The sequence below is a fragment of the Bradyrhizobium sp. MI1.7 genome, assembly GCF_055811795.1.
In genome coordinates, this window is record NZ_JBVVPO010000007.1 from 165,897 (window position 1) to 187,906 (window position 22,010).

At 62.6% G+C, this 22,010-nt stretch carries 26 protein-coding genes and 1 pseudogene; 15 read left to right on the forward strand and 12 right to left on the reverse strand.

Annotated features, from left to right (window positions below; genetic code table 11):
• Window positions 1–44: 44 nt before the first annotated feature.
• Window positions 45–491: a hypothetical protein gene (locus tag AC0L3X_RS10355; RefSeq protein ID WP_473316385.1), complete on the reverse strand. Its 447-nt coding sequence runs from the start codon at window positions 489–491 to the stop codon at window positions 45–47.
• 75 nt (window positions 492–566) lie between these two features.
• Between AC0L3X_RS10355 and AC0L3X_RS10360 the strand changes: the two genes are divergently transcribed.
• The gene (locus tag AC0L3X_RS10360; protein WP_283016845.1) at window positions 567–1,361 is read left to right on the forward strand and encodes an ATP12 family chaperone protein; all 795 of its coding nucleotides are present in this window, start codon (window positions 567–569) and stop codon (window positions 1,359–1,361) included.
• A gap of 771 nt (window positions 1,362–2,132) precedes the next feature.
• Here AC0L3X_RS10360 and AC0L3X_RS10365 read toward each other — a convergent pair.
• Both AC0L3X_RS10365 and AC0L3X_RS10370 read right to left on the reverse strand, forming a co-directional pair.
• Window positions 2,133–2,408 carry a hypothetical protein gene (locus AC0L3X_RS10365; protein WP_187388017.1) on the reverse strand — a complete coding sequence of 92 codons (276 nt, stop codon included), beginning with the start codon at window positions 2,406–2,408 and terminating at the stop codon, window positions 2,133–2,135.
• Between the two features lie 263 nt (window positions 2,409–2,671).
• Window positions 2,672–2,965 carry a hypothetical protein gene (locus AC0L3X_RS10370; protein WP_063982600.1) on the reverse strand — a complete coding sequence of 98 codons (294 nt, stop codon included), beginning with the start codon at window positions 2,963–2,965 and terminating at the stop codon, window positions 2,672–2,674.
• Window positions 2,966–3,197: 232 nt separating this feature from the next.
• Between AC0L3X_RS10370 and AC0L3X_RS10375 the strand changes: the two are divergent.
• The 7 genes and pseudogenes from AC0L3X_RS10375 to AC0L3X_RS10405 all read left to right on the forward strand — a co-directional run bounded on the left by AC0L3X_RS10375 (window position 3,198) and on the right by AC0L3X_RS10405 (window position 7,733).
• Window positions 3,198–3,615 (forward strand): annotated as a pseudogene (locus tag AC0L3X_RS10375) (response regulator).
• A gap of 255 nt (window positions 3,616–3,870) precedes the next feature.
• Window positions 3,871–5,400 (forward strand): citrate transporter, encoded by a 1,530-nt coding sequence (locus AC0L3X_RS10380; RefSeq protein WP_341850524.1) that lies wholly within the window; start codon window positions 3,871–3,873, stop codon window positions 5,398–5,400.
• A 93-nt stretch (window positions 5,401–5,493) separates the two neighbouring features.
• Window positions 5,494–5,907, forward strand: a complete 414-nt coding sequence (locus AC0L3X_RS10385) for a hypothetical protein (RefSeq protein WP_063982602.1) — start codon at window positions 5,494–5,496, stop codon at window positions 5,905–5,907.
• A gap of 116 nt (window positions 5,908–6,023) precedes the next feature.
• Window positions 6,024–6,305, forward strand: coding sequence for a hypothetical protein (locus tag AC0L3X_RS10390; RefSeq protein WP_187388018.1), 282 nt, complete (start codon window positions 6,024–6,026; stop codon window positions 6,303–6,305).
• Between the two features lie 7 nt (window positions 6,306–6,312).
• On the forward strand, window positions 6,313–7,005 hold the full coding sequence (locus AC0L3X_RS10395; protein ID WP_425364247.1) for an SOS response-associated peptidase family protein: 693 nt from the start codon (window positions 6,313–6,315) through the stop codon (window positions 7,003–7,005).
• A 13-nt stretch (window positions 7,006–7,018) separates the two neighbouring features.
• Complete coding sequence (locus AC0L3X_RS10400) at window positions 7,019–7,264, forward strand: DNA ligase-like domain-containing protein (RefSeq protein WP_094184340.1); 246 nt, start codon at window positions 7,019–7,021, stop codon at window positions 7,262–7,264.
• A gap of 73 nt (window positions 7,265–7,337) precedes the next feature.
• Entirely contained in the window at window positions 7,338–7,733 is a 396-nt protein-coding gene (locus AC0L3X_RS10405) for a hypothetical protein (protein ID WP_094184341.1), read from the forward strand.
• 300 nt (window positions 7,734–8,033) lie between these two features.
• Here AC0L3X_RS10405 and AC0L3X_RS10410 read toward each other — a convergent pair whose 3' ends face one another.
• The 7 genes from AC0L3X_RS10410 to AC0L3X_RS10440 form a co-directional block, all read right to left on the reverse strand.
• Window positions 8,034–8,543, reverse strand: a complete 510-nt coding sequence (locus AC0L3X_RS10410; protein WP_231142164.1) for a hypothetical protein — start codon at window positions 8,541–8,543, stop codon at window positions 8,034–8,036.
• A gap of 899 nt (window positions 8,544–9,442) precedes the next feature.
• Window positions 9,443–10,498: a hypothetical protein gene (locus AC0L3X_RS10415; RefSeq protein ID WP_231142163.1), complete on the reverse strand. Its 1,056-nt coding sequence runs from the start codon at window positions 10,496–10,498 to the stop codon at window positions 9,443–9,445.
• Between the two features lie 98 nt (window positions 10,499–10,596).
• Window positions 10,597–10,845, reverse strand: coding sequence for a hypothetical protein (locus AC0L3X_RS10420; protein ID WP_231142162.1), 249 nt, complete (start codon window positions 10,843–10,845; stop codon window positions 10,597–10,599).
• Between the two features lie 98 nt (window positions 10,846–10,943).
• On the reverse strand, window positions 10,944–11,255 hold the full coding sequence (locus AC0L3X_RS10425; RefSeq protein ID WP_063982609.1) for a hypothetical protein: 312 nt from the start codon (window positions 11,253–11,255) through the stop codon (window positions 10,944–10,946).
• Window positions 11,252–11,665, reverse strand: a complete 414-nt coding sequence (locus AC0L3X_RS10430; RefSeq protein WP_063982610.1) for a hypothetical protein — start codon at window positions 11,663–11,665, stop codon at window positions 11,252–11,254. The genes AC0L3X_RS10425 and AC0L3X_RS10430 overlap by 4 nt, the downstream gene beginning before the upstream one ends.
• Window positions 11,662–12,120, reverse strand: coding sequence for a hypothetical protein (locus AC0L3X_RS10435; protein ID WP_231142161.1), 459 nt, complete (start codon window positions 12,118–12,120; stop codon window positions 11,662–11,664). The genes AC0L3X_RS10430 and AC0L3X_RS10435 overlap by 4 nt, the downstream gene beginning before the upstream one ends.
• A 300-nt stretch (window positions 12,121–12,420) precedes the next feature.
• Complete coding sequence (locus AC0L3X_RS10440; protein WP_231142160.1) at window positions 12,421–13,587, reverse strand: AAA family ATPase; 1,167 nt, start codon at window positions 13,585–13,587, stop codon at window positions 12,421–12,423.
• A 174-nt stretch (window positions 13,588–13,761) separates the two neighbouring features.
• Between AC0L3X_RS10440 and AC0L3X_RS10445 the strand changes: the two genes are divergently transcribed.
• From AC0L3X_RS10445 to AC0L3X_RS10475, 7 genes are all read left to right on the forward strand, one after another.
• Window positions 13,762–14,358: a hypothetical protein gene (locus tag AC0L3X_RS10445; RefSeq protein ID WP_063982613.1), complete on the forward strand. Its 597-nt coding sequence runs from the start codon at window positions 13,762–13,764 to the stop codon at window positions 14,356–14,358.
• A 468-nt stretch (window positions 14,359–14,826) separates the two neighbouring features.
• Window positions 14,827–15,114, forward strand: a complete 288-nt coding sequence (locus tag AC0L3X_RS10450; protein ID WP_187388023.1) for a helix-turn-helix transcriptional regulator — start codon at window positions 14,827–14,829, stop codon at window positions 15,112–15,114.
• Window positions 15,083–16,375, forward strand: a complete 1,293-nt coding sequence (locus tag AC0L3X_RS10455) for a tyrosine-type recombinase/integrase (protein ID WP_354131462.1) — start codon at window positions 15,083–15,085, stop codon at window positions 16,373–16,375. The genes AC0L3X_RS10450 and AC0L3X_RS10455 overlap by 32 nt, the downstream gene beginning before the upstream one ends.
• A 157-nt stretch (window positions 16,376–16,532) precedes the next feature.
• Window positions 16,533–18,125, forward strand: coding sequence for a flagellar hook-length control protein FliK (gene fliK, locus AC0L3X_RS10460; protein ID WP_354113688.1), 1,593 nt, complete (start codon window positions 16,533–16,535; stop codon window positions 18,123–18,125).
• On the forward strand, window positions 18,122–18,385 hold the full coding sequence (locus tag AC0L3X_RS10465; protein ID WP_028151179.1) for an EscU/YscU/HrcU family type III secretion system export apparatus switch protein: 264 nt from the start codon (window positions 18,122–18,124) through the stop codon (window positions 18,383–18,385). Before fliK ends, AC0L3X_RS10465 begins: the two co-directional genes overlap by 4 nt.
• 109 nt (window positions 18,386–18,494) lie before the next feature.
• On the forward strand, window positions 18,495–19,352 hold the full coding sequence (locus AC0L3X_RS10470) for a penicillin-binding transpeptidase domain-containing protein (protein WP_428841228.1): 858 nt from the start codon (window positions 18,495–18,497) through the stop codon (window positions 19,350–19,352).
• Between the two features lie 63 nt (window positions 19,353–19,415).
• Window positions 19,416–20,072, forward strand: a complete 657-nt coding sequence (locus AC0L3X_RS10475) for a carboxymuconolactone decarboxylase family protein (protein WP_283016843.1) — start codon at window positions 19,416–19,418, stop codon at window positions 20,070–20,072.
• Between the two features lie 145 nt (window positions 20,073–20,217).
• Here AC0L3X_RS10475 and AC0L3X_RS10480 read toward each other — a convergent pair whose 3' ends face one another.
• Together AC0L3X_RS10480 and AC0L3X_RS10485 are read right to left on the reverse strand one after the other, a co-directional pair.
• Window positions 20,218–21,210 carry a dienelactone hydrolase family protein gene (locus AC0L3X_RS10480; RefSeq protein WP_283016842.1) on the reverse strand — a complete coding sequence of 331 codons (993 nt, stop codon included), beginning with the start codon at window positions 21,208–21,210 and terminating at the stop codon, window positions 20,218–20,220.
• Window positions 21,211–21,391: 181 nt separating this feature from the next.
• A complete protein-coding gene (locus tag AC0L3X_RS10485) occupies window positions 21,392–21,985 on the reverse strand; it encodes a hypothetical protein (RefSeq protein WP_283016841.1) in 594 nt (197 codons plus the stop codon).
• Window positions 21,986–22,010 lie beyond the last annotated feature (25 nt).

The window sequence follows — 22,010 nt, forward strand, 5'->3', positions numbered from 1 at the left end:
CCCCGCCTTCGCGGGGCATGACAGCTGTGAGTCGAACAACCCCCTCACTTCCGAAACTGCTCCAGAAACATCCGCAGACTGTCATGCGGGCTCTCGACATCCGTGATCAGCCATCCCTCGGGTCCGTTGACCAGGACGAAGTTCAGCGTGACCTTCCGCCCGCGATTGTCGAAATTCGCCGCGACATAGGTCTTGTCGTATTGCCTGCGAACGACCGCGATCACGACCGGGCCGAGCTTCCAGCTCGGGCTCTGCACCAGGAAGTCGTAGGGCTCGACCCTCGGCGCGCTCCAGGCCTTGCGCAGGCTGGGGTCGAAGAATTGCCGGGCGGAGGCGGCATCGCGCGGCAGGCCATTTGACAGTTCCGGCGCGCCATCGCCGTAATGCGCGTAGACATTGCGGACCAGCGATTCCGGGGTGCGGAAACCGGCGTCCGCCGCGGCCGGCCAGAGCCCGGCGAGAAGGGCCGCAATGCCCGCAAGTTCCCTCATGCCTTGCCGCTCGCTTTATCAGCCGCCGGTCTAGGCTTACAAGCCTAGCATTCAGAGACCGAAGGCCGAAACGAGATGCGCGAATTGTTCGATGAGGTTGCGGGGCGATCCCCGCTCGATCCGCAGGAGGCGGTGCGTCAGGCCGCGCGTACGCCGCAGCGCAAGCGCTTCTACAAGGAGGCGGGCGTGGCCGAGGCCGAGGGCGGTCTCGCCATCACGCTGGACGGCAGGCCGATCCGGACGCCATCGGCCCGGCAGGTGGTGATCCCGTCGCGCGCGCTGGCCGATGCCGTGGCCGCGGAATGGGCGGCCCAGGGCGAGACGATTAATCCCGTGACGATGCCGCTGACGCGGATCGCCAACAGCGTCGTCGAGGGTGTCATCGATCGCGTCGAGCTCGTCAGCGCCGACCTTGCAAAATACTTCGAGACCGACCTGCTGTTCTATCGCGCCGGCCACCCCGAAGGGCTGGTCGCCCGCGAGGCCACGCATTGGGATCCCGTGCTGTTCTGGGCCGCGGAGACGCTGGGCGCGCATTTCATCCTGTCCGAAGGCATCATGCATGTGAAGCAGCCGGACGAGGCCGTTCAGGCCGCCCGCGCGGCGCTGCCCGGTGATCCCTGGTCTATCGCGGCGCTCCACGTGGTGACGACCCTGACCGGTTCGGCGCTGCTGGCGCTGGCGCTCGCCCGTGGCGTGCGCGATGCCGGCCAGGTCTGGGCCGCCGCCCATGTCGACGAGGACTGGAACGCCGAGAAATGGGGCGTGGACGAGGAGGCGGGTGCCCGCCGCGCCGCCCGCCTGAAGGATTTTGAGGCCGCCGTCGCAGTGCTGGCGGCCGTGAAGCCGCAAGTGGACAAAGGTCCTTAACGAGAGGGAAAGGACCAATCGAGCAAGATCAAGCGTTTCCCACGCACGGTTTCCCACTTCCTCTGACTGGCCGCGCACAGCGGCGCACGCCGCCCGGCCGATTTCCGGGCGAAGCTTAAAGCCGCAGCGCCGCGTTTCCGCCCTCCCGCCCATCGCTGCGGCCCGGTCGGGTGCCGCGCTCCCGGTGCGCTGTACGGCCTTCTAATGGCCGATAACGCCTGCGGCTTGCCGTCGTTGTCTGAGGTTGAACCGGCGACCGCAACCCCGTCACCGACAAGGTGCTGGCGACCATCAGACCAGCGTCCGTCGAGAAGGCCGCAAAGGGTTTCGAGAACGCTGGCGCTCGACGTGGTGATGGCGCGATGACGTGATGCCGTCCTAATCTGATGGCAAAATCCCGTTTCGTTTTAATTTTCATGAATGAGCAATTTTGACCATTAGCTCGCGTTGTTTTGCGGAACAGTATCTCCATCACCGCTCTATTCTCGGCATCCATCGGTGACGGAGACCCGCCCGATTTTGGGAGGTTTATGGGAGGTGCCCACGCCGGTTTTCCCCAACCTCCCGAGGAGTGATCGCAATGACACCAGATGAACCAACGGTAGAGGAAGTTGTGAAGGCACCAGAGGCAGCTCCGGCTGTGGAGACAGCTCCTACGGAGGCTCCGGCTGTGGAGGCTCCGGCGGATGCACCGGCTGCGGTTGAAGCACCGAAGGCAGAGTAGTGATGGTTACGGCCCCCGGCGAAGGGGGTCCTTTGCCGGGGTGGTAGTTAGAAGTCCACAAATGAGCACCACACCTCGTTTGCCGGGTCGCGCGATCTTGTCGCCATCGGCATCGCCGCCCTCAAAGGCAATTGTTTCAGCAGCAAGGCAATATCGGCATCCGAAATCGTTAAGCGAGCCGGATCGATCGCGACCAGCGCCCCGTCACCGACGAGGTGCTGGCGATCATCAGACCAGCGTCGGTCGAGAGGACCGCAAAGGGTTTCGAGAACGCTGGCGCTCGACGTGCTGATGGCGCGATGCCGTGATGCCGCGCCTGTCATTGCCCTGCTCGCCGACAGCGTCCTTAGCATCGCAAATCGCTTCCGGGACCTCATGCCTTTCAGGCGAGATCAGAAGTTGTTTCCGCATTTCGACGAGGCGGGCACGGCAGTATTCGCGGTAGAGGAAGTCGAATATGGCGGACATGATCCAACCCTCGTTGTTCGAGTTGATCTGCACCATTAATTTCAAGGTATCATTTATCTTTGGGTCCAGGATGTGAACTAGATCACAACTCTTCCCTCTTAAGGTTTGCCTGCGGCTTCTAGCCGCCATTGGCCTCGTCCCTGTCCGGCTCGGCGGCAGCTTCGCTGCCCGGTGCATTGCGCGCCGTCCTCAGAAGGTGGGCAATATCGGCATCCGAAATCGTGAAGCGGGCCAGATCGATCGGAGGGGAGAGCGGCGAGGTCCTGACCCGTCGCAGGAGCCAAGCTCGAAACTCCAGCCTGTCGAGCCGCAGCGCCGCCTTCAGGCCCGCTTGGAAAAACCGCTCGCGCTGCGCCGGATTGAGCCTCGACCAGCCCTGCATTGTGGCCTCAAACAGATCAATGCGCCGCATCTGGCGTGCCTTTTGAAAAGCAGATGCGGCAAACAAACATCGAAAAACGAAAAACGCAAATATGCAGGGTTTGTGCGGTCGCGCGGTCCCCGCACAAATTCATGCCCTCCAAAGGACCCTGCCGACCATCTTGCAGAGACTGCCCTCGCGGGCGCCAGCGCTCGCGCAATGTTCACTTTTGCACGTTCATACGGAACCATGCGGCCTGCCTTGCGTTTGCGCATGGAACTAAATGGTCGGGTGGATCGTGGCGGAGTTGCCAGTCGTACTTGTCGTCGAAGATGACGACCTCATTCAGCAGATGATCGAAGATGCGCTAGCTGAAGGCGGCTTTGAGCCTGCCATCGCGGCCTCGGGTGACGAGGCGGTGACGTTGCTCAACGGCGGCGTTGTCATCAAGAACAGCGAGGTGCGGTATCGGGGCGCTTGTCACTGACATCAATCTGAAGGGCAAATTGGATGGATGGCGCGTTGCAAAGAAGGCTCGCGAAATTGATCCTGCGTTCCCTATAGTCTACGTGACGGGGGCTGCCGCCGACGATTGGGCGTCGAAAGGCGTGCCTAACAGCATTCTGCTGAACAAGCCGTTTGCTGCAGCCCAATTAGTTACGGCGGTATCCCAGCTACTTAACACAGGCTCGCCGATCTAACGATCAAAAGACAGGCGACCGATTGCGGAGGGTCGCCATCGTCAGGCAGACCGCTTGTTTTGCGGGTCCACGGCGACGGACAGGTGGCAGGCGGCGCTCACCGGAAGCGGACATCACGGATCACCACGACGGCCCGGTCGTCGAATACGGTTGCCTTCTCACCGTTGGTATGTAGAACGACTTTCGGGTGTTCGCTGCATGCAGCAGTGACAGGTCAAGCGATGGTCGGGCCGCCACGCGGAAAGCGTGCGCCCAATGGATCATCGACTGTCACCCAAAGACCTGCCACGAGCCAAATTCTTTGCGGTGGCCACCCTAGCTGTCCTGTTCGAAAATCCGGCCTCGGCAACATCCGCGAATGGCGTGTACTCGGCACAGCCCCTCTACCTCTTCGGCGTCCCGGTTGATTTCATTCTGTTCGGCCTGACGTTGTTGGGCGTAGCCGTGTTCCACCACAAGACGCTTCAAGTGGCGTTGGCCGGGCTTGTGGCCGTTACACTTTACAAGCTCCTGTTTACTGGCTTCCGACAGGGGGAGGGCTTAACCGGCCTGATGTTCCAGCTTCACCACGAATGGGTGACCCTCGCTAACCTGTTTTTGCTGCTGATCGGTTTCGCCATTCTGTCGCGTCATTTCGAGAAGAGCCGAATTCCCGACGCGATGCCAGCATTCCTGTCAAATGGTTGGAGTGGCGGCTTGGCTCTGCTTGCTATTGTATTTGTGTCGTCGAGCTTCCTCGACAATATTGCCGCCGCCCTGATCGGCGGCACAATGGCACGCCACGTTTTCAAGGGCAAAGTACATATCGGTTACCTTGCCGCAATCGTTGCAGCCGCTAACGCTGGCGGCTCAGGCAGCGTCGTTGGTGATACCACCACCACCATGATGTGGATCGACGGCATCAGCCCGCTGCGTGTCGTCGAGGCTTATGTTGCAGCCGTCGCGGGCTTCCTGATCTACGGGATACCCGCGGCGCTCGTACAGCACCGCCATTCCCCAATCAAAAAGGATGCGCAGCGTGGCCTGCATATCGAATGGACTTATGTGGGAATTGTCGCTGCAATCCTGATCATCGCTATTGTGGCTAACGTCATCGCCAACTTGAAATTTCCGACGGTGCTCGATGCCGTACCCGTGATTGGACTTGCATTGTGGATCGTTATCCTCGCGACCGCGCCGCTGCGTCAGCCCGATTGGGCGATCATGCCGGAAACCTTAAAGGGGACGGTCTTCCTTCTGGCCCTTGTCACCAATGCGTCCTTTATGCCGGTCGAAGAATTGCCGGTGGCCTCGTGGCAAACCGCGCTGGGTCTCGGCTTCCTGTCCTCGGTGTTCGACAACATTCCGCTGACAGCGCTTGCGCTCAAGCAGGGCGGTTACGACTGGGGCTTCCTTGCATATTCCGTGGGGTTCGGCGGTTCGATGATTTGGTTCGGCTCGTCTGCGGGCGTCGCAATCTCGAACATGTATCCGGAAGCCAAGTCTGTCGGGCTGTGGTTGCGACACGGCTGGTTTGTCGCGGTGTCGTATATCGTTGGCTTTATCGTGATGCTCGCCATTGTTGGGTGGACTGCCGACGCTCCACACAAGAAGCGTGTTGAGTTGGACATGAATTACAAACTGGCTAGCGTCGAGCGTTCCACCACCACGCCAGAGACAGGCGTCACGGACGAGGCCGCAGGAAGGCCGCACAGCGCGCCGGGAGCGCGGACTACAGGACACGGGCGGGCCGCGCCAGCGCATCCAATCGCAGGGTTTCTGGCCTTGCTGGAAGCTTGGGCGTGACGGGTGGCGCGTCGCCTCGGTTGTGCCCGGCACGCCATCCACCGCAATCTGTAGCGGCTTGCCTGTTCCACGCGGCCCGGCGATCCTACGGGTATGGGTACGAAGTCACGCGAGAGCATTTACGGCGCGTCGGTTCGAGCGGCGGCAGAGCAGGCAGCGGAGGCTCGCAAGGCAGCCGACCGGCTTGCCTGTCAGGCGTGGAACGCGCGCATGCTCGGCTTCAAGGGACCAGCCCAGCCGTCGCCCACGCTAGGTGACGCGCTGAACGCGGGGTACCGCTACCTCGTCGAGGTGCGCTGCCTTGGCTGCGAGACCAATGAAACCGTCGCCCTCGACATTGTGCGGCGACCGAAGGCGACGCCGGTCCATGAACTGGAGCGCTACATGCGCTGCAAGGACTGCTCGGAGGTCCGAGGCTATCCTTACAAGCGCAGCCATCTGGTAGCGCTGCGGCCAAACAAGATTTCAGCTAGCGATCCGCCCGCGATATGGTGGCCGGGCGAATGATGAACCAGCCCTTCCGATTTACACTACCACTGGCCCTCATAGCAGCCGTGCTTTCTGGTTGCTATTCAGATCAAACGCAAGCTCTCGCTACGTGCAGGAACAACGCGGAGAGCCGTGTGGACCAGTCTACTGGCGATGTGGCACAGATGGAAATCTCGGACGCGATCACGCTTTGTATGGAAGCGTCAGGGTATGAGCGGATTGAGGAGGAATGCCCAAAGTCTTTTCGAACTGCCAGTGTTGTTCGAGGCAAGACGTACGAAGAAACCAGTCGAAAAATCAAGCTGCTTGAAATTATGCAGAAGAACGAACCCTCCTGCTACTCACCAATCAAGTGGTATGGAAAGGCAATGCGCAGGCTGGAAAAAACATTATCGCTAGCTCCATCCTACAAGTAGCCTGCATGTGCAATACAGCATCACCACGAACCAAGCGGCGATCATCGCGCTGTTTCGCGTCGTCAACCTCTATGTCGGCAGCCTCGCGCCGATGCCCGGCGTCTTTCCGGACTTTCCTGCCCCCCGCCATCCGCACCGGGAGAGCGGCACCGAGCTTGCGATGATGCGCTGGGGCATGCCGCCACCACCGCGCACAGGCGGGCCACCGGTCACCAACATCCGCAACACGTCGTCACCGCACTGGCGCGGCTGGCTAAAGCCGGAGAACCGGTGCCTGGTGCCGTTCAACAGCTTCGCCGAGTACGCGCCCGAGCCGAACCCGGAGACCAAGAAAAAGGACGTGGTCTGGTTCGCACTCAATGACGACAGGCCGCTCACGGCGTTCGCGGGCATCTGGACGACGTTCAAGGGTGAACGCGGCACGAAGTCCAAGCCGGTGCCGGGGCCACATCAGGTGTACGGCTTCCTCACGACATCGCCGAACGCCGTGGTCGAGCCGATCCATCCGAAGGCCATGCCGGTCATCCTGACGACCGACGAAGAGCGTGACGTTTGGATGCGCGCACCGTGGGATGAAGCCAAGATAATGCAGCGGCCACTGCGGGACGATGCGCTCAGGATCGTCATGCGCGGGGCCGACAAAGAGGATCGCGCGGCGCGAGCGCAACTCAACAACCCTTTCCTTGACGGCCTCGAATGAATGAACAATTTTGATGGTCATTCAGCGGCGTCCCTCCGGCTTCATCGAACCGTGTCTACCGTCGAAGGTGGCCGAGCCGCCGTCCGGCCCGGACTGGGTCCACGAAATCAAGCACGAGGGCTACCGGCTGATGGTGCGCCGGGATGCTCATCGGGTTTTTACCGCCGCGCAGAACTGTTCCGTGACCGCCGTCGTTTCCTCGGTGACGTTCCAGCCGTTCGTCTCGGCGTTTTTCTTGGCCAACTTTTGCTCGTTCTGAAGCATCTGTTTGATTTGCGCGTACGGCTTCCAGTCGGCCTTGGATAGCTTGACAGGGGTGCACCGCAGACGTTGTGGGCAATCGCTTTCTGTACACTTGTGCTAACGTCGCTCATGAGGTCCTCGACGACGGCAGTGAAGCGCGCCTTGGCGTATTGGCTGTTGGCTGCAATAAAGTCCTTGCAGAAGGTGACCCGTTGACCTCCATCGCGGGCCTTGATGTAGGCCGTCTGCGCTTCGTAATGGAGGCGGTAGGCCAGTTTGTCGGCGTTCGGGTCGGATTTCACCGCTTCGAGCATGGCGCGGTGGTCACTCGAGGTGGCCTCACTGATCCTGATGTCACATACTTTGGCGAGGGAGAAGACCGGAGCGTAGGCCCGCACCTCGGCTTCCAGGGCATCGTTGGCGCGCGCAACTGGTGCGTACAGGCTGGCGGCGATTGCGAAAGCAGCGAGACAGCGTTTCATTGATGCCATGCTCCAGATCACCAAACCGTAAGCGGCGGCCGCGGCGCACCTCGGTCTTCATAGTTCTGACCAAATGGCGAACCCCACGTACGCGAGTACGGCCATGCTGAGAACGATGACCGCAATCGCGGTAAGTTCGATGGTGAAAAGTCGTCTTGATGCCATGCACCACTTTTTGCGGCAGTCGAGCGGCGGCGTTGATCTTGATCAAGCCCGCCTTCTCGGTCGCTGGAGCGGTTCCCAGGGTGCTGGAGCGGGAACTTGTGGATGCGCGCACCGTGGGATGAAGCCCAGGGCGTTGGACTACGGTCGTGTCTGTGATGCCGTCCACAGCGTGCGCAGATGCTGCAGCACAAGTTCAATGTTTCCGATGAACTTAACCATGATCGGTACCAATCGCGGTGCGTGCTGACGGATGTGGCTCACCTGCGTCGGGCCGAAATCGTGCGACAGGCGATTGCGGATCGTGATCGCGCTCGACGGCAGCGGGAGGCGCGATTGATGCTCGAACAGGGCATCGAGTTCGGCTTCCGAAATCGTGAGCTTCATCTTGCGTGCGGATGATTTGGTTTCCGGCAATCTGACACCCATGCGTTGATGGAATGCACCGGGCGCTGGTTGGTTAAGATCGATGCCGACAATGGCTTTCGCCAGTTTCTCGGCCCCGAAATAGTAGACAACAAATTGCGCAGGAGAATTGGCTGGAAGCGCCGTCACATCGAACTTGGCAAGAGCCAACGGGATATCCTCCAACCTTCGATAGTAGGACCCTTTCAATTCCGGGTCCGGCCTGAACGACCGATCAAGCGCCATCGGGAAACTCCATGTTGAAAAGCCCAGTTGTAAATGCAGCGGATGGCTACTGGCTGATGGTGCACCGGGATGGCGCGCGGGTCCGCTGTTTCACCCGCAACGGTCATGACTGGACGGATCGCTTCTCACGATGGAGCGAGTAATGGAGCAGTTCCGTTCACGTAGATGAACGTGTGGTTTGATCCAGGTCAAGAGCGCGCAGCCCCCGCGCGCGAGCTTCGGATAGACCGCGGTTCGGCGCGATGCGCAAGTGTCCCGCGGCTTCCTCTCCAGAAGAAGGAGTACGCCTAATGTTGCGTCGAATTCTCATCGCTTCGGCAGCTGCGGCCATGCTGCTAGTCACCTTCACTCCCGACGACGCCGATGCTCGCGGTCGCGGGGGTGGCGCCTATCGGGGCGGTGGAGGCTACCGCGGCGGCGCTGTAGCAGTTCGAGGAGCTCGGGGCGGCGCCGTCGCGGTGCGCGGCGGGCGGTACGGCTATCGTGGGGGTGCCTATCGCGGCTACGGCTATCGCGGGTATGGTGTCGGTGCGGCGGCGGTCGGGGCCGCTGCGGTCGGAGCCGCGGCGGCTGGGGCCTACCGCGGCAACTGCTACGACGCCTACGGCAACTACATTTGCGGCGGGTACCGTCCGTACTGAGCGGCGCGTCGCGGTTGGTCTATGGTGCTCGAAGCCGATGAAGAGCAGAAGCGACCATTCATAATCGGATGGGGCGGCACACCTTGCCAGCGAGGTGCGCCGCCCTGACACGTCGGCACGGGTTGAGGTGACGAGGATGCCCGTGTCGACGCAGTTCGTGTTAGAGGGTGGCGCGGGAGATGGTCGCCCAGTCCCGCGTCCGTGCGATGCCGGGTGTAAGCTTTGGCAGGGAGCCGCCCAGGCTCACACAATGCGTGTTCATCGCCGCACATCCCATGCATGCATCGGCGACGATCTGGGCGACCCGTTGGTGCGCGGAACCGTGACCAACTGGCATCCCAAGATCGCCAGCGGATTGCAGTCGGGCCGATGCTCCACTGGCAGCCGCTCGTCCATCGCACGCCAGACCAGCGCAGTTTCGGCGCGCTCGATAGCAAGCAAATCGCCCCGCGCCTCGGCTTCGGCCTTCTGGCGTGCTTCGTGCGACAGCGCAGCCTTGTCATCGGCTTCCGTGCTGATCTCGCGATCAAGCGCGGCAATCAGCGCATCCCGATGCAGCCACGCGACCAGCGCGAGCGCGTCGGCTGTTTCGGTGAAGGCCAGTGAACGACGCTCTGCGTGAACCTCCGATGTGAGGCTCTGCGTCTGGAAATCCACCGGCCCATCAAGCTCGACCAACCGGCTGACCGATGGCGTTCCACGCTGCGCCAATGCCTCGATCTGTTCGCGCATGCGCTGCTTGCAGAAGGCGCTCGGGTAAGGCGCGGACGCGATCCGATGCAGGTCGGCGCGCAACTCGCGAACGCGCCGGCGCAAGCTTTCGATGCCCGACAAAACGTCCTCGCCCTTGTTCAGCTTCGGCGGCTCGGTCTCAACCTCTTCGAGCGTGGTGCCGTGCGGCTTGCCATCGCGAAGCCAACTCTCGACCGCAGCCTTCGCGGCGGATGCTGCATGCCATGCCGCCGTCCGCACCTCCCGCAATTCTGTCAATCGCTTCAAATCGGCAGTCATCTTTTCGAGATGCTTGATTGCGGATTTGACGCGTGGGTCATCCGGCTTGAGGTTGAAGCCAAAATCTTGCGGGTGATCGGTCAGCCGCTTCAATTCATTCGCGGCTTCGATCTTCCTCGTGCTCGCTTCACGAACAGTCTCGAACTCTGGAATGAGCCGATGCGCATCGGCGGCACGCTGGCGCAGCAGCCGCAGCCGTTCGGCAGCAGCGGGCGGCAGCCACTCGATCACGTCGAGTTGCGACTGGAGGTACACCCCAGCAGAAAACGGTTGCGGGGTCGCGGGTCCGGGTTCGAAGCTCATGTGTCGCCTCCATGATGATGATCGGAGACACGGTGGCGCAGGCCGTTGGCAAAAAATACCGGGGTCGGCTCGACGGCGGTATAAAATTGCTCTGAGCGTCAGCGCCGCGCGCGCGCGCGCGCCCGCAACACCTCGCGGACCAGCCTCTCGCCCGGCAGACGATCCCTGGCCTTCAGGATCATCCAGAAAAATTCCCTGATGGTGCCTCGATGTCGATTGGGACAAAGCGCCTCATCGCAATCGCGTTGCCAAGCGGTCGCTCGATACAGACTGAGCTTGGCGACCAGCAACTCCGCCGCTGCGTTGTCGCTCAGCCGAGCGCAATACTTGTCCGCAGCCGCGATCAAATATCGGTCGCGCTCATCTCGCGAAAGCATTTCGGCGGGCGTCGGATGCCCGCGACCGACCGGAAACGCCCCTGCAAATGTTGATGGTCGAACCGGTTTCATCGTCGCTCGCCATCATAGCTGAGAACATGCGCCACAAACTCAGCCCGCTCCTCTGGCGTTGCCGCCGCCCACGCCCTCTTGAGTGACGTGAGCGCACGCGACCACTTCAGCCGAGGTCGCCCGCCGTGCGAGCGGCCAATTTCTACCATCTGCGTGACCGTTGGTGGATTGTCGCTTTCGATCAGCCGTTCAAATTCCTCCGCTGGAATGTGGGCAACCTGCTGCGCGCGCCAAAGCACGGCGCGCGAGATACCGAATTGCTTTGCGATCTGCCTAATTGATGGTGGCTCAGTGCTGGGCCGCTTCATGTTCGCGCCTCCATCGGCGCGAACCGACCGCCCGGCACCGCCGCCTGCAACGCTGTCGTGGCAGCACGTTCCAACGCCGCAAGCGGAAGGTCGGCGCACTCAATGCAGATCCCGCACACGGATGCTGCTGGCGGCTTCGGCACCGCTGGCACGCTCAACAACAACCAGCCGACGCGCTGCCGCTCCCATATCAGACCCGAACACACGATGCAGGACCGCATCCGGCGCGGCAGAGCATCCAGCCAAGAGCGGGCGGCGTTCTTTAGGATCGGCACGTCGAGCGGCTGATCGACATCAACCAAATAGGTCAGCAGCGCGCCGGATGTTTCCCGGCGGTAGCGGGCCAGCTCCGATCTGCGAGCGTGACGGTTCACGGCGATGCCCTCCAGGCGATAGGCGATCTGTTTCATCCAGTTGTTCTCAAATCAAAGCTCGCCAGCCTATCGGGCGGCAGCGTTGCGATTTGCGCCCGCTGTTCAGCGAACCGTTCACGCGCGTCCGCATCGGGATGGGTCTGAATGTGATGATCGAGGCATTCGACAATCAGTGCGACAGTCATGGTGATGTCGATCTTTCGCGGCGGAATGACGCCAAGATAGACGTACCATTGCGTAAGCGCAGTTTGCGTCAGGCACGCGGGATCGACCAGCGGCGCACCGCCATCCCGCAAAAAATCCCGGTACTTCACCAGCCGCTTTTGAGGCTCCAGCCGCACCGTCAAACGGGCTTTGCCGCCGAAAATCAGATCGTCATCCTTCCTGTTGAGATCACCGACCTCCATCCTGTGCATGTGCGCCACATCGGCGGCTGTCATGACGTTCGACTGCTGCCGCGTCAGCCAAACCACCGGCAGACCGCCCGACATGAAATCGTCGTCGTTCGGCTTCAGTCCCTCCGCCGCAATCCGGAGAACGGTGCCGGGATGGGTGAAATGGTACAGGTTCATGTTCGCGCTCCTCTCGCGGTTGTCATTGCCTGCTGATCCCGCGCGCCTGACTATCGAGGGTCGGTGGTTCTGAACACCTCCTCCCCTAGGGAGGAGGAGGTGTGTTCAGACCTCCCTCCGAACACCCTTTTGAACAGTTCTGAACAGGCGGTCTGAACATGTTCAGAGGCATTAGCATCTCGATTTGATGGAGTTTTCTCATTGCACCGCCTCCCGTGTTCAGATGTGTTCAGGGTCTGAACATCGGGTGTTCAGATTGGGGGTGTTCTGAAGAAGGGTGTTCAGAGCCTTTTCCCCCTTCTTGGTGAGGTCGATACGGCCCGGCTCCCCAGTGACGAGCTTGTCCTTTTCCAGCTCCTTGAAGGCTCGTTTGACCGCGACGTGATGCGGCTTGCCGTCGCGCAGCTTCCAGCCAAGGTGCCGCGCCAGATCAATCTGTGACGCCTTCCGGTTGGCCGCGTCGCGCAGCGCGACCAGGAGTTCGTCCTGACGGCTCCGCGCCGCTTGGACAATGTCGGCGTGGCCCCGTTCGCTCAGCGGCGATGCTACGACGGTCGGGATCAGCCGCCCTTTGCTGTCCTTCAACTGCTCGTGGGTGACGGTGCGCGTCGTGAAGTGCATCGGCGCGAAGTCAGGCCCTCGGTACTTGCCCTGCCAATGCAGCTCGACCACGCCTGACGCGGTGCGGGCTGCCGTCAAATTGCCGTCCACCTCGTTGAGGAAGGCACCGCCACCGCGCGGGATAAGGTTTTCGTCGCTGGCGTTCTTGACAGGATGGCAGGCTACGATGACGCACGGCTCGCCGAGCATCGTGGTGAGCGGACGCAAGGTGCGCCTCGCATAGTCACCGAACTGCGTGTTGGAGTTTTCATCGTCGCCCTCGAAGTACGCGGCGGCGGTGTCCACGATGATCAGGTTGACGGGGCCGATCTGCTTGATCTCGGTCCGGATATGGTCCTGCATCTCCGAAATCTTGAACACGCCGGGGATGAAGTGAACGTCGAGGGTCTCCAGATCGAAGCCCATCTGCTGCGCTAAGGCGATCCAGCGCATCCGCACGTCGTCGGCGTTCTCGCCAGCGAGGTACACCACGCGGCCCTTCTCAACGTCGCGGTCAACGATCTTTTTGCCCTCCGCAACGTGCGCAGCGATCAACAACAGGATCGCGGTCTTGCCTGCTCCGGTTTTGCCGGTGATGCTGTAGAGAAAGCGCCGCTGCAACAGACCGAAGATGACGTAGTCGGGCGGCACGAAGCCCTGGACAAATCCCGCACTCGACAAGATCAGCCGCCGGTCGCTCCAGCTTGCGGGCCTCGACGGCGCGGCGCGCACCTCATTGCTGCGTACTTGCTCGCGCAGAATATCATTGGCGTCGCGCGGCTTCATGTGAACGCTCCCGCTGACGGCAGAACCTCGGCGAAGATGCCGTGAGCTGTGAGCCGTCCGGCAGACGACCTGAAGGTTCATGTTGCCGCTCGGCCGACGCCATCTGTAATTTCGTCAAATGGGAGCTTGACAGCGTTTACCTCCATTTGCAATGGTTACCGATGGGTACTCGTCATGGCGACACTTAGTCAGTTGGTGGCAGGCATAGCCGCTGTGGAAGGGATCGATGCGGAGCGCGTCGGCGCTATCGCACGAGCTATTCGTGAACACGGCCTCATCAGGACTTCAGGGCGAGGAACCTCGGCCGCGCAAATGTCGGCACCAGACGCGGCGAACTTGTTGATCGCCGCTAACATGGCCGATACGGCGCGCACCGCGCCTGCCGCTGTTACACAATACCGAGCGCTTAGAGCGAAGCGAAATAAGCAAACGAGCGAGTTCGGCAGCGAACTCGAGGAGATGATTTCAGCGGCCAAGCAGGACTGCTTGGCCGACTATATTACGAAGATGGTCGGACTTCTGGGCACACGCGGCCACGTTCTCGGTAGAAAGCGTTTCCTCAACGAGACGTACGGGATCTCGATTGAATTCGAGAAGCCTATTCCTAGCGTGATTGTCGGAATTTCGGTTTTGAACTTCATCCACTCGGACGCCATCTCGTTCGGTGAACATCCGGGGCAGTCATCCGCCGAGGCGCGTGGTGATCGCAGGGAAAGAACAAGGATCACCCAGCGAACAATTCAAGCTGTCGCCAATGTTCTTCGCATGTAGGAGTGAGGCATGAAGGTGCAGGATAACGATTGCATCGCTGACGACTTGCTCGAAGGGGCAGAAGAAATCGCACGCTTTATATTTGGCTCCCCGAGCAAACGACGGCGCGTCTACCATCTTGCTGCACATTCAGGCATGCCGCTATTTCGGCTGGGTGAAGTTATCTGTGGCCGCCGGAGTACGTTGCTCGCCTGGATAGCCGAACAAGAGAAGGCGACGCGACCGAGGAGTTCGCGATGACCGCAGCGAAGCAAGCCGAACGCGCGATGGCTGCCGCTGCCGCTGAGGGGCCGGGAAACGGCCCACCAGGGCGGCCCCAGAGGCGGGGCGGGGTGATTTGCCCAGCGAGGGCGCGGCCCAGGCGGGGGCCTGAGGTCGCCGGGTCCAAGGGACTGAAATGGTTGCGGTTTTTCGAGTTTTTTAAGCGTCGTCCTGGGCGGGGTTCCCGCGTAAATTGGGGGTGCGTTCGTGGGCAGGAAATTGGCGGATGGTCTGTCATACCCACCGCGCGCCATGCGGGCCGAACAGGCTGCGGCCTATCTGTCGATTTCGACCCGGTTTTTCTATGAACTGGTCGATGCCGAGAAGATGCCGCCGCCAGTGAAGCTGGGAACGGCTTCACTCTGGGATCGTCGTGAACTGGATGCTGCCTTCGACAATTTGAAGGACGAGCCGGGGAGCGAGAGTTCTTTGCTGCGACGCCTGCGCGAACTGGAGCAAGCACATGTTGCAAAGGGTCGAAGTCCAAAGGACTGACTATCTCTACCGAAAGGTCGCCAAGGGGCGGCCTTATTTGTATTTCCGTTTCCCGAAGGAGTTTGGTGTCAAGCTGGTCTCGCTGCCGGTCGATGAAGCCAGCAAGGCGTTTCAGCACCAGTACGACTTCTGCCGCGCCAAGCTGCGCAAGTTGGAAGCCGACCGGGACAAGGTGAAGCCCGCGCCGCGCGTGAAGCTCGCCCGTTCGCTGCCCGGCACCATCGGCAAGGCGATTGAGACCTATCGCGTGTCGGACAGCTTCACGGGGCTCAAGCCGGGCACGCAGACGATCTACATCGGGCGGCTGGACAAGCTGAAAGCGCAATTCGGCAATGAGCCGCTGCGGGAGGTGAACCGCGATGCCGCCGAGCGGATGGCCAGCGAGATGGACTACCTTGCGCGTCTCGACCGGGTTAAGGCGAAGTACGGCAGTGAGATTGACGGCGACGCCGCCCAGCGGCTCATGGACAAGGCGAGCCCGCAGATGTGGGACCTGTACATCACGCTGCTCTCCAACATCTGGAAGGCGGCGCGCGCGGCCGACCCGGACAACGTGATCTTCGGTATCCGCAAGCTGCCTAGCCCCACCTTGGAGATTGATCAGAAGCACAAGGACACTCACTGCCAGCCGCACATGCGCTGGCCCGACGATCTGATCGAGCGCTTTGACGAGACGGCCCCCGATTACCTCGTGCTGGCCCGGATGGTGCTGCACTTCACCAGCCAGCGCGGCGGCGACGCCGTGCGGATGAAGTGGGAGCATTACGACGGCAAGGGCGTCAAGGTGTGGCCGGAAAAGACCACCAGGAAGGGCATGGTGCTGGAGCCCGCCTACCACCTGCTACCGGACGTGCTGATCGAGGCGCTCGACAAGGCGAAGGAGGAGACCGCCACGTCGGACTACATCCTCGTCAGCTCCGAGGGTCGGAAGTGGGCGACCCGGCGGTCGATGAGCCAAGCGATCAAGGCGCATCTGGTCATGATTGGGGCCCGCATGCCGAAGCAGAAGAAGGGCTATACCGCCCATGGCCTGCGCCACACCGGGGCCTCTGAGGTCGCCGCGCTTCCGGGCGCTAACTCCAAGGGCGTGCAGACCATCACCGGCCACAAGTCCCTACGCCAGCCGGAACGCTACATGGAGCAAGCCGACAAGGCCCGGATCAATGAGGCGATGGTCGAGGCGTGGAACGCCGACATCGCGCGCCGTCAGGCCGAGCGTGCTGCTCGCCGCAAGGCCGCCATCAAGCTGGTGAAGCGCTGAGAACAGACCAAAAACAGGCCGAGAACGACCCCGTGGGAAACCGCCCCCAAGAAGTGGGAAACCCAGTGGGAAATCATTCAATACATTCGATTAGTCCTTTACGAGAGGTTTACGAGGGCGGCCTTAGGGTGGGGCCAGCGTTCCACGGGCCCCTGAAATGCCGACGCCGATAAGCTCGATCGTTCCCGTCAATGCCGCCAGCCCCGTGGCTGATGCGGCAACGCCCGATCTTGTGCTCCAGGCCGGCAGCGTCGTGGACGCAAGGGTCGTCAGCGTGATGGCCGACAATCTGGTGCGGATCGCGATCGCCAATCTGTCGATGGATGTGATGTCCGAGGTGTCGCTGACACCGGGGCAAAATCTCCAGCTCGCAGTGTCGCAGAACGACGGCACCATCAGGCTCGCCATCATGAACGGGGCAGGCGAGGCGACGGCCGACCAGATCACGCTGATGCCGCGGGCGGCTTCGCTCGTGGACAGCCCGTCGCTCGCGCCATCTGCGACCACCGCACGCAACACGCTGACACCGTTGGAGCAGGTCGCCGTCACCGTGGCTTCGGCCGAGGCGGTCACGAAACAGGGCAGCCAGGCGCCGTTGTTCGCCAATCTCGCCTCCGTCGTCACCGGCAGCGATCTGCCGGCGGGGTTGAAGCAGGCGGTGCTGGACGTGCTGGCGCAGCAGACGCCGCTCAACACCGCCCTCGACGGCGGCGATATCGAATCCGCCTTCCAGAAGTCCGGTCTGTTTCTCGAGGCGTCATTGGCCGCAGGCACAACGCCGTCCTCCGGCACAATGCCGGACCTGAAGGCCGCGCTGCTGGTGCTGCGCCAGACATTGGCCACGCTCGAGACTGCCGCGCCACAGGCGCAAGGCGCCGCGATCGCTACGGCGGGGAAACCGCAGGTCGCCGCCGTGCCGGGTCAGGCTGCATCGCCGTCAACCGAGCCCGATATGGCCCAACAGCCGCAGATGCCGCGCAGCGCCAATCTCGCAGCCGCTGTGCTCGCCGACATCGCCGGCGGCGCTCCGCACGCCGCGATGCCGCGAACCATGTCCGCCGGCCTTGCCGCGGCCCTGCTTCAGGAGGTCACGCAAAACCTGCCGCGCCTGATCGGCAACGTGCCCGGCTCCAACAAGGCCGTGCCCGACGGCCATCTCTTCGAGGCCGCCGCGCGCGCGACACCGCCGCCGTTCCGCGGCGCGCTGCCGGCGCCGCAGGCGATCGCCTCGCCATCGCTCGCGCCGGATACGCCGCTCTCCGCAACGGTGCACCGCCTGCTCGACGACACCGATGCCGCGATCGCGCGTCAGACGCTGCTCCAGGTCGCCTCGCTCCCCGATCGCACCGACGCCAGCGGTCACCGCATCGACCCGGCTGTGCCGCAATGGAATTTCGAGATTCCCTTTGCGACGCCGCAGGGCACCGCGATGGCGCAGTTCGAGATCTCGCGCGATGGCGGCAATGAGTCCTCTGATCCCGCCAAGCGCGCCTGGCGCGCGCGCTTCACGCTCAATGTCGAGCCGGCCGGCCCCGTGCACGCCCTGATCACGCTCAACGGCGACAAGACTTTTGTGCGGATGTGGGCGGAGCGGCCGGCGACCGCGCAGCAGCTCCGCGCCGGCATCGGCGAGCTCAACCAGGCCCTGACGCGCGCCGAGCTCAAGCCCGGCGACATCCTGGTCCGCGACGGAACACCGCCGCAGCCCGCACCGGCCCGCGCCGGCCACTTCCTGGATCGCGCCACATGAGCGATCCATCCAAGCTCGCCATTGCGCTGCATTACGAGAAGGGCAGCAACGCGCCTGTCGTCGTCGCCAAGGGCAAGGGCACGATCGGCGAAAAGATCGTCGAGATCGCCAAAGCCAACGACATTCCGATCGAAGAGAACGAGATCTTGGCCGGCGCGCTCTCCAAGGTCGAGCTCGGCGAGGAGATCCCGCCCGACCTCTACAAGGCCGTCGCCGAAGTGCTGGTGTTCGTGCTGCGGCTGTCGGGCCGGGGGCGGTAGAGCATGATCCGGACCCGAAGGGCCGCGTTAGCGCAAAGTGTGCAGCGGTTTTCCGACAAGATCATGCTCAGGAAATAACCTGTCATCGTTTCACCACGATAGCGGCTGCATGGTCGCGGCCATCTTCATTGCCCAACGGATACTGCTCTTGCTGACCCGCCGTTCCACCCTCGGCCTTCTCGCCGCAGCCGCCACCATGCCGCAGCGCGCGTTCGGCCACGTCGCGCCGCCGCGCAACGAGATCCGCGACAGCCTCGCAAAGCGCTTCACCGACCTCGGCACGGCGGGCACCTTCGTCGGCTACAAGGTCGAGGACTATCTGATCGTCGCCAGCGACAAGGACCGTTCCGGCGAAGCGAAGCTGCCGGCCTCGACCTTCAAGATCCCGAACTCGCTGATTGCGCTGGAGACCGGCGTGGTCACCGATCCCGACAAGGACGTGTTCCCCTGGGACGGCGTGAAGCGGCCGATCGAGGCCTGGAACAAGGACCACACGATGCGCAGCGCTATCGCGGTCAGCGCCGTGCCGGTCTATCAGGAGATCGCGCGCCGGATCGGGCAAGAGCGGATGCAAAAGTATGTCGACATGTTCGACTACGGCAATCGCGATATCGGCGGCGGCATCGACCAGTTCTGGCTCACCGGAAATTTGCGCATCGACCCGGTCGAGCAGATCGATTTCGTCGACCGGCTGCGCCGCCGCGCGCTGCCGATCGGCAAGCGCAGCCAGGATCTCGTCGCCGATATCCTGCCGGTGACCAAGGTCGGCGACAGCGTCATCCGCGCCAAATCCGGCTTGCTCGGCGCCGAGCGTGGCGAGCCGTCGCTTGGCTGGATGGTCGGCTGGGCCGAGAAGGGCGAGGCGCATACCGTGTTCGCGCTCAACATGGACTGCAAGGAGCCGCGTCTCGTCGGCGAGCGCATGCCGCTGACGCAAGCCTGCCTTGCCGAGATCGGCGCGATCTAGCTGGCGCGTACGAACCTGCTAGCATCCTTCCGACCAAACAAAAGAAAAGGTCGGGAGGATCAAATGAATTCAACGCCACTCTGGCTGTCGTCGCTCACGTTGGCCGCCGCCGGCGGCTGGCTTGCCGCGACGATGTTTGCCGCACCCGCCACCAGCAAGGAGCCGCGCTTTCCGCAGCTCACCATGGACCAGCTCGACGCCAAGCAGAAGCCGCTCGGCGAGCAGATCATGAAGGTGTCGAGCGTCGGCATCGGCGGGCCCTACAATCCGATGATCCGCAGCCCGGTGCTTGGCCAGCGACTGTTCGACCTGTTCTACTATCTGCGCTGGGAAACCTCGGTCCCGACCAAGCTGAACGAGTTCGCCATCCTGATCATCGGACGGCAGTGGCGCTCGCAGGTGGAATGGTTCGCGCACGCGCCGCTGGCGGCCAAGGCGGGCCTGTCGCCTGATATCATCGCTGAGCTGAAGACCAACAAGCGCCCGTCGAAAATGGCCGAGGACGAGGCGATGGTCTACGATTTCGTCACCGAGCTCACCACGACCAAGAAAGTTTCCGACGAGACCTACGCGCGGGCGAAGAAGGTGTTCAACGATCAGCAGATCGTCGATCTCACCGCCGTTGCCGGCAATTACGTGATGGTCGCAATGCTGCTGGCCATGGCGGAAGAGACGGTGCCGCCGGAGAAGCAGGAGCCGTTCAAGCCGGGCGAGCCGTAAGGGCTCGTCGTCGCGAGGAGCTCGCGACAAAATTGCGATGCCGTAGGGTGGGCAAAGGCGCATAGCGCCGTGCCCACCATCATCTAGTTGGTGGGCACGCTTTCGCTTTGCCCACCCTACGGCAGCGCGTGCGAGGCGGACAGTCTCACCCCAGCTTGAACAGCGTCTGCAAAAATTCCTCCACCGCCTTGCGCGACTCCGCGGCGGTCGCGGGGTTGCCGCCGACATGCGGGTTCAGCTCGACGCAGGAATCCCTGTAGGTGAAGGGCGCGTTGGTATCGCCGTTCATCAGCACGCCGCCGTCGCCCTCCTTGATATGGCAGTTGCGCACGGTCTGCGCGTTGGCCGACACCGCAACGGTGTTGACGCCGAGCAGGCCGCTGTCGAAGCCGTGCGCGCTGTCGGGGTATTCAGTCAGCACCACATCGCGCCCGGCCGTCTTGAGCCGTCCGACGAACGCCTTGCAGCTCGTCACGGGATTGTAGTCGTCGGGCGTGCCATGGAAGATGCGGATCGGGCGTGCGGAGACGTCGCCGTCGCTTTGATACGTCGTCGAGCAATCCGGATAGAAGGGAATGTAAGCCGCGAACTGCACGCCGGACTTGTTCCAGAACTTGTTGAAGCGATCGAGGCTCGCATAGAGCGTCGCCTGTCCGCCGCGCGAGAAGCCCATCAGCACGATGCGGTCAGGATCGACGCGGGGATGCTTCGCAAGAATCTCCAGCGAGCGGTAGATGTCGACGATCAGGTTGAGCCGGCCGAGCAGGGCCTGGTTCGGGCCCACCACCGTCAGCCCGCGGCCGGTAAAACCGTCGATCACGAAGGTCGAGATGCCCATGGCGTTGAAAGCGTGCACCCAGGCCTCGGTGGTGGCGCCGACGCCGCTCGAGCCGTGCATCAGCACCACGACGGGAAGCTTGCCGGTGCCCTGGGCGACGCGGAATTCGCCAGCGACCGTCACCGGCTTGCCGGCCGCCGCATCGCCGCTGAGGAATTGCTGGTCGGAGAGGGTGAGCGAGGGGATCGGATAGATCTCGGCGCGGGTGGCGACTTCCTTCGGCAGGGATTGCGCGTTGGCGAGCACGGTTGAAACGCCGAGCGCGATGAGCGTGGCAGCGACGCGGAATGCCGTCGGCATCAAGTCCTCCCTTGTGATTTTCAGGGAGTAGAACAACAGGCCTGCGCGCTGTCAATTTGTCGCGGGACCATCAGCTTCAGCGTCATGGCCGGGCTTGTCCCGGCCATCCACGATCTTCTCGATGGACCACCAAAGAGCGTGGATGCCCGGGACAAGCCCGGGCATGACGACCTCAAATGCCTCAGGCCTTATCGGCCGTCTTCTTCATCAGCGCCTCGTCGATCGCAAAGCCGCCGATCTCGCTCATCGCCTCCGAGATCACGTCGCCCTTGCGGGCAAAGCCCGCGGAGAGGACATCGAACTGCGTCCGTGCCAGACGCAGCACCTCGAGCGGCACGGAGACCGCGGTCTCGTTGAAACTGTCGACGGAGGCGCGCAAGCCGTCGAGCTCGGTGGTGAGCTTGCCGATATGGCTTTCCGCATCCTGCATCAGGCCGAGCAGCTTGCCGCGCTCGGCGTCGAACGCCGCGCGCTCGGCCGCCGCGGCCGCGGTTAACTCGGCGAGCTGAGTCCCCAGCGTCGCGATCTGGCTGACCATGGCTTCGGAGGCGAGCGCGGTCGCCTCGCGCAGGCCTACAAGGCGTTTGTTCTCTTCCTGTTGCTCGTGAAACAGCCGTTCGGCCGACATCGCCCGTTGCTTGAGCGATTCGATCAGCGCGGCCGCGCGCAGCAGCATCTCGCCGTTGCGCCCCGACACCATGCTGGCCATTCGCCGCAGGAAGTCGGTGGTTTCGGACGGGCTGTTCGGCGGCAGGGGGACGACCGTGGCGGACATGGGTGATGCTTGCAGCCAGACGTGG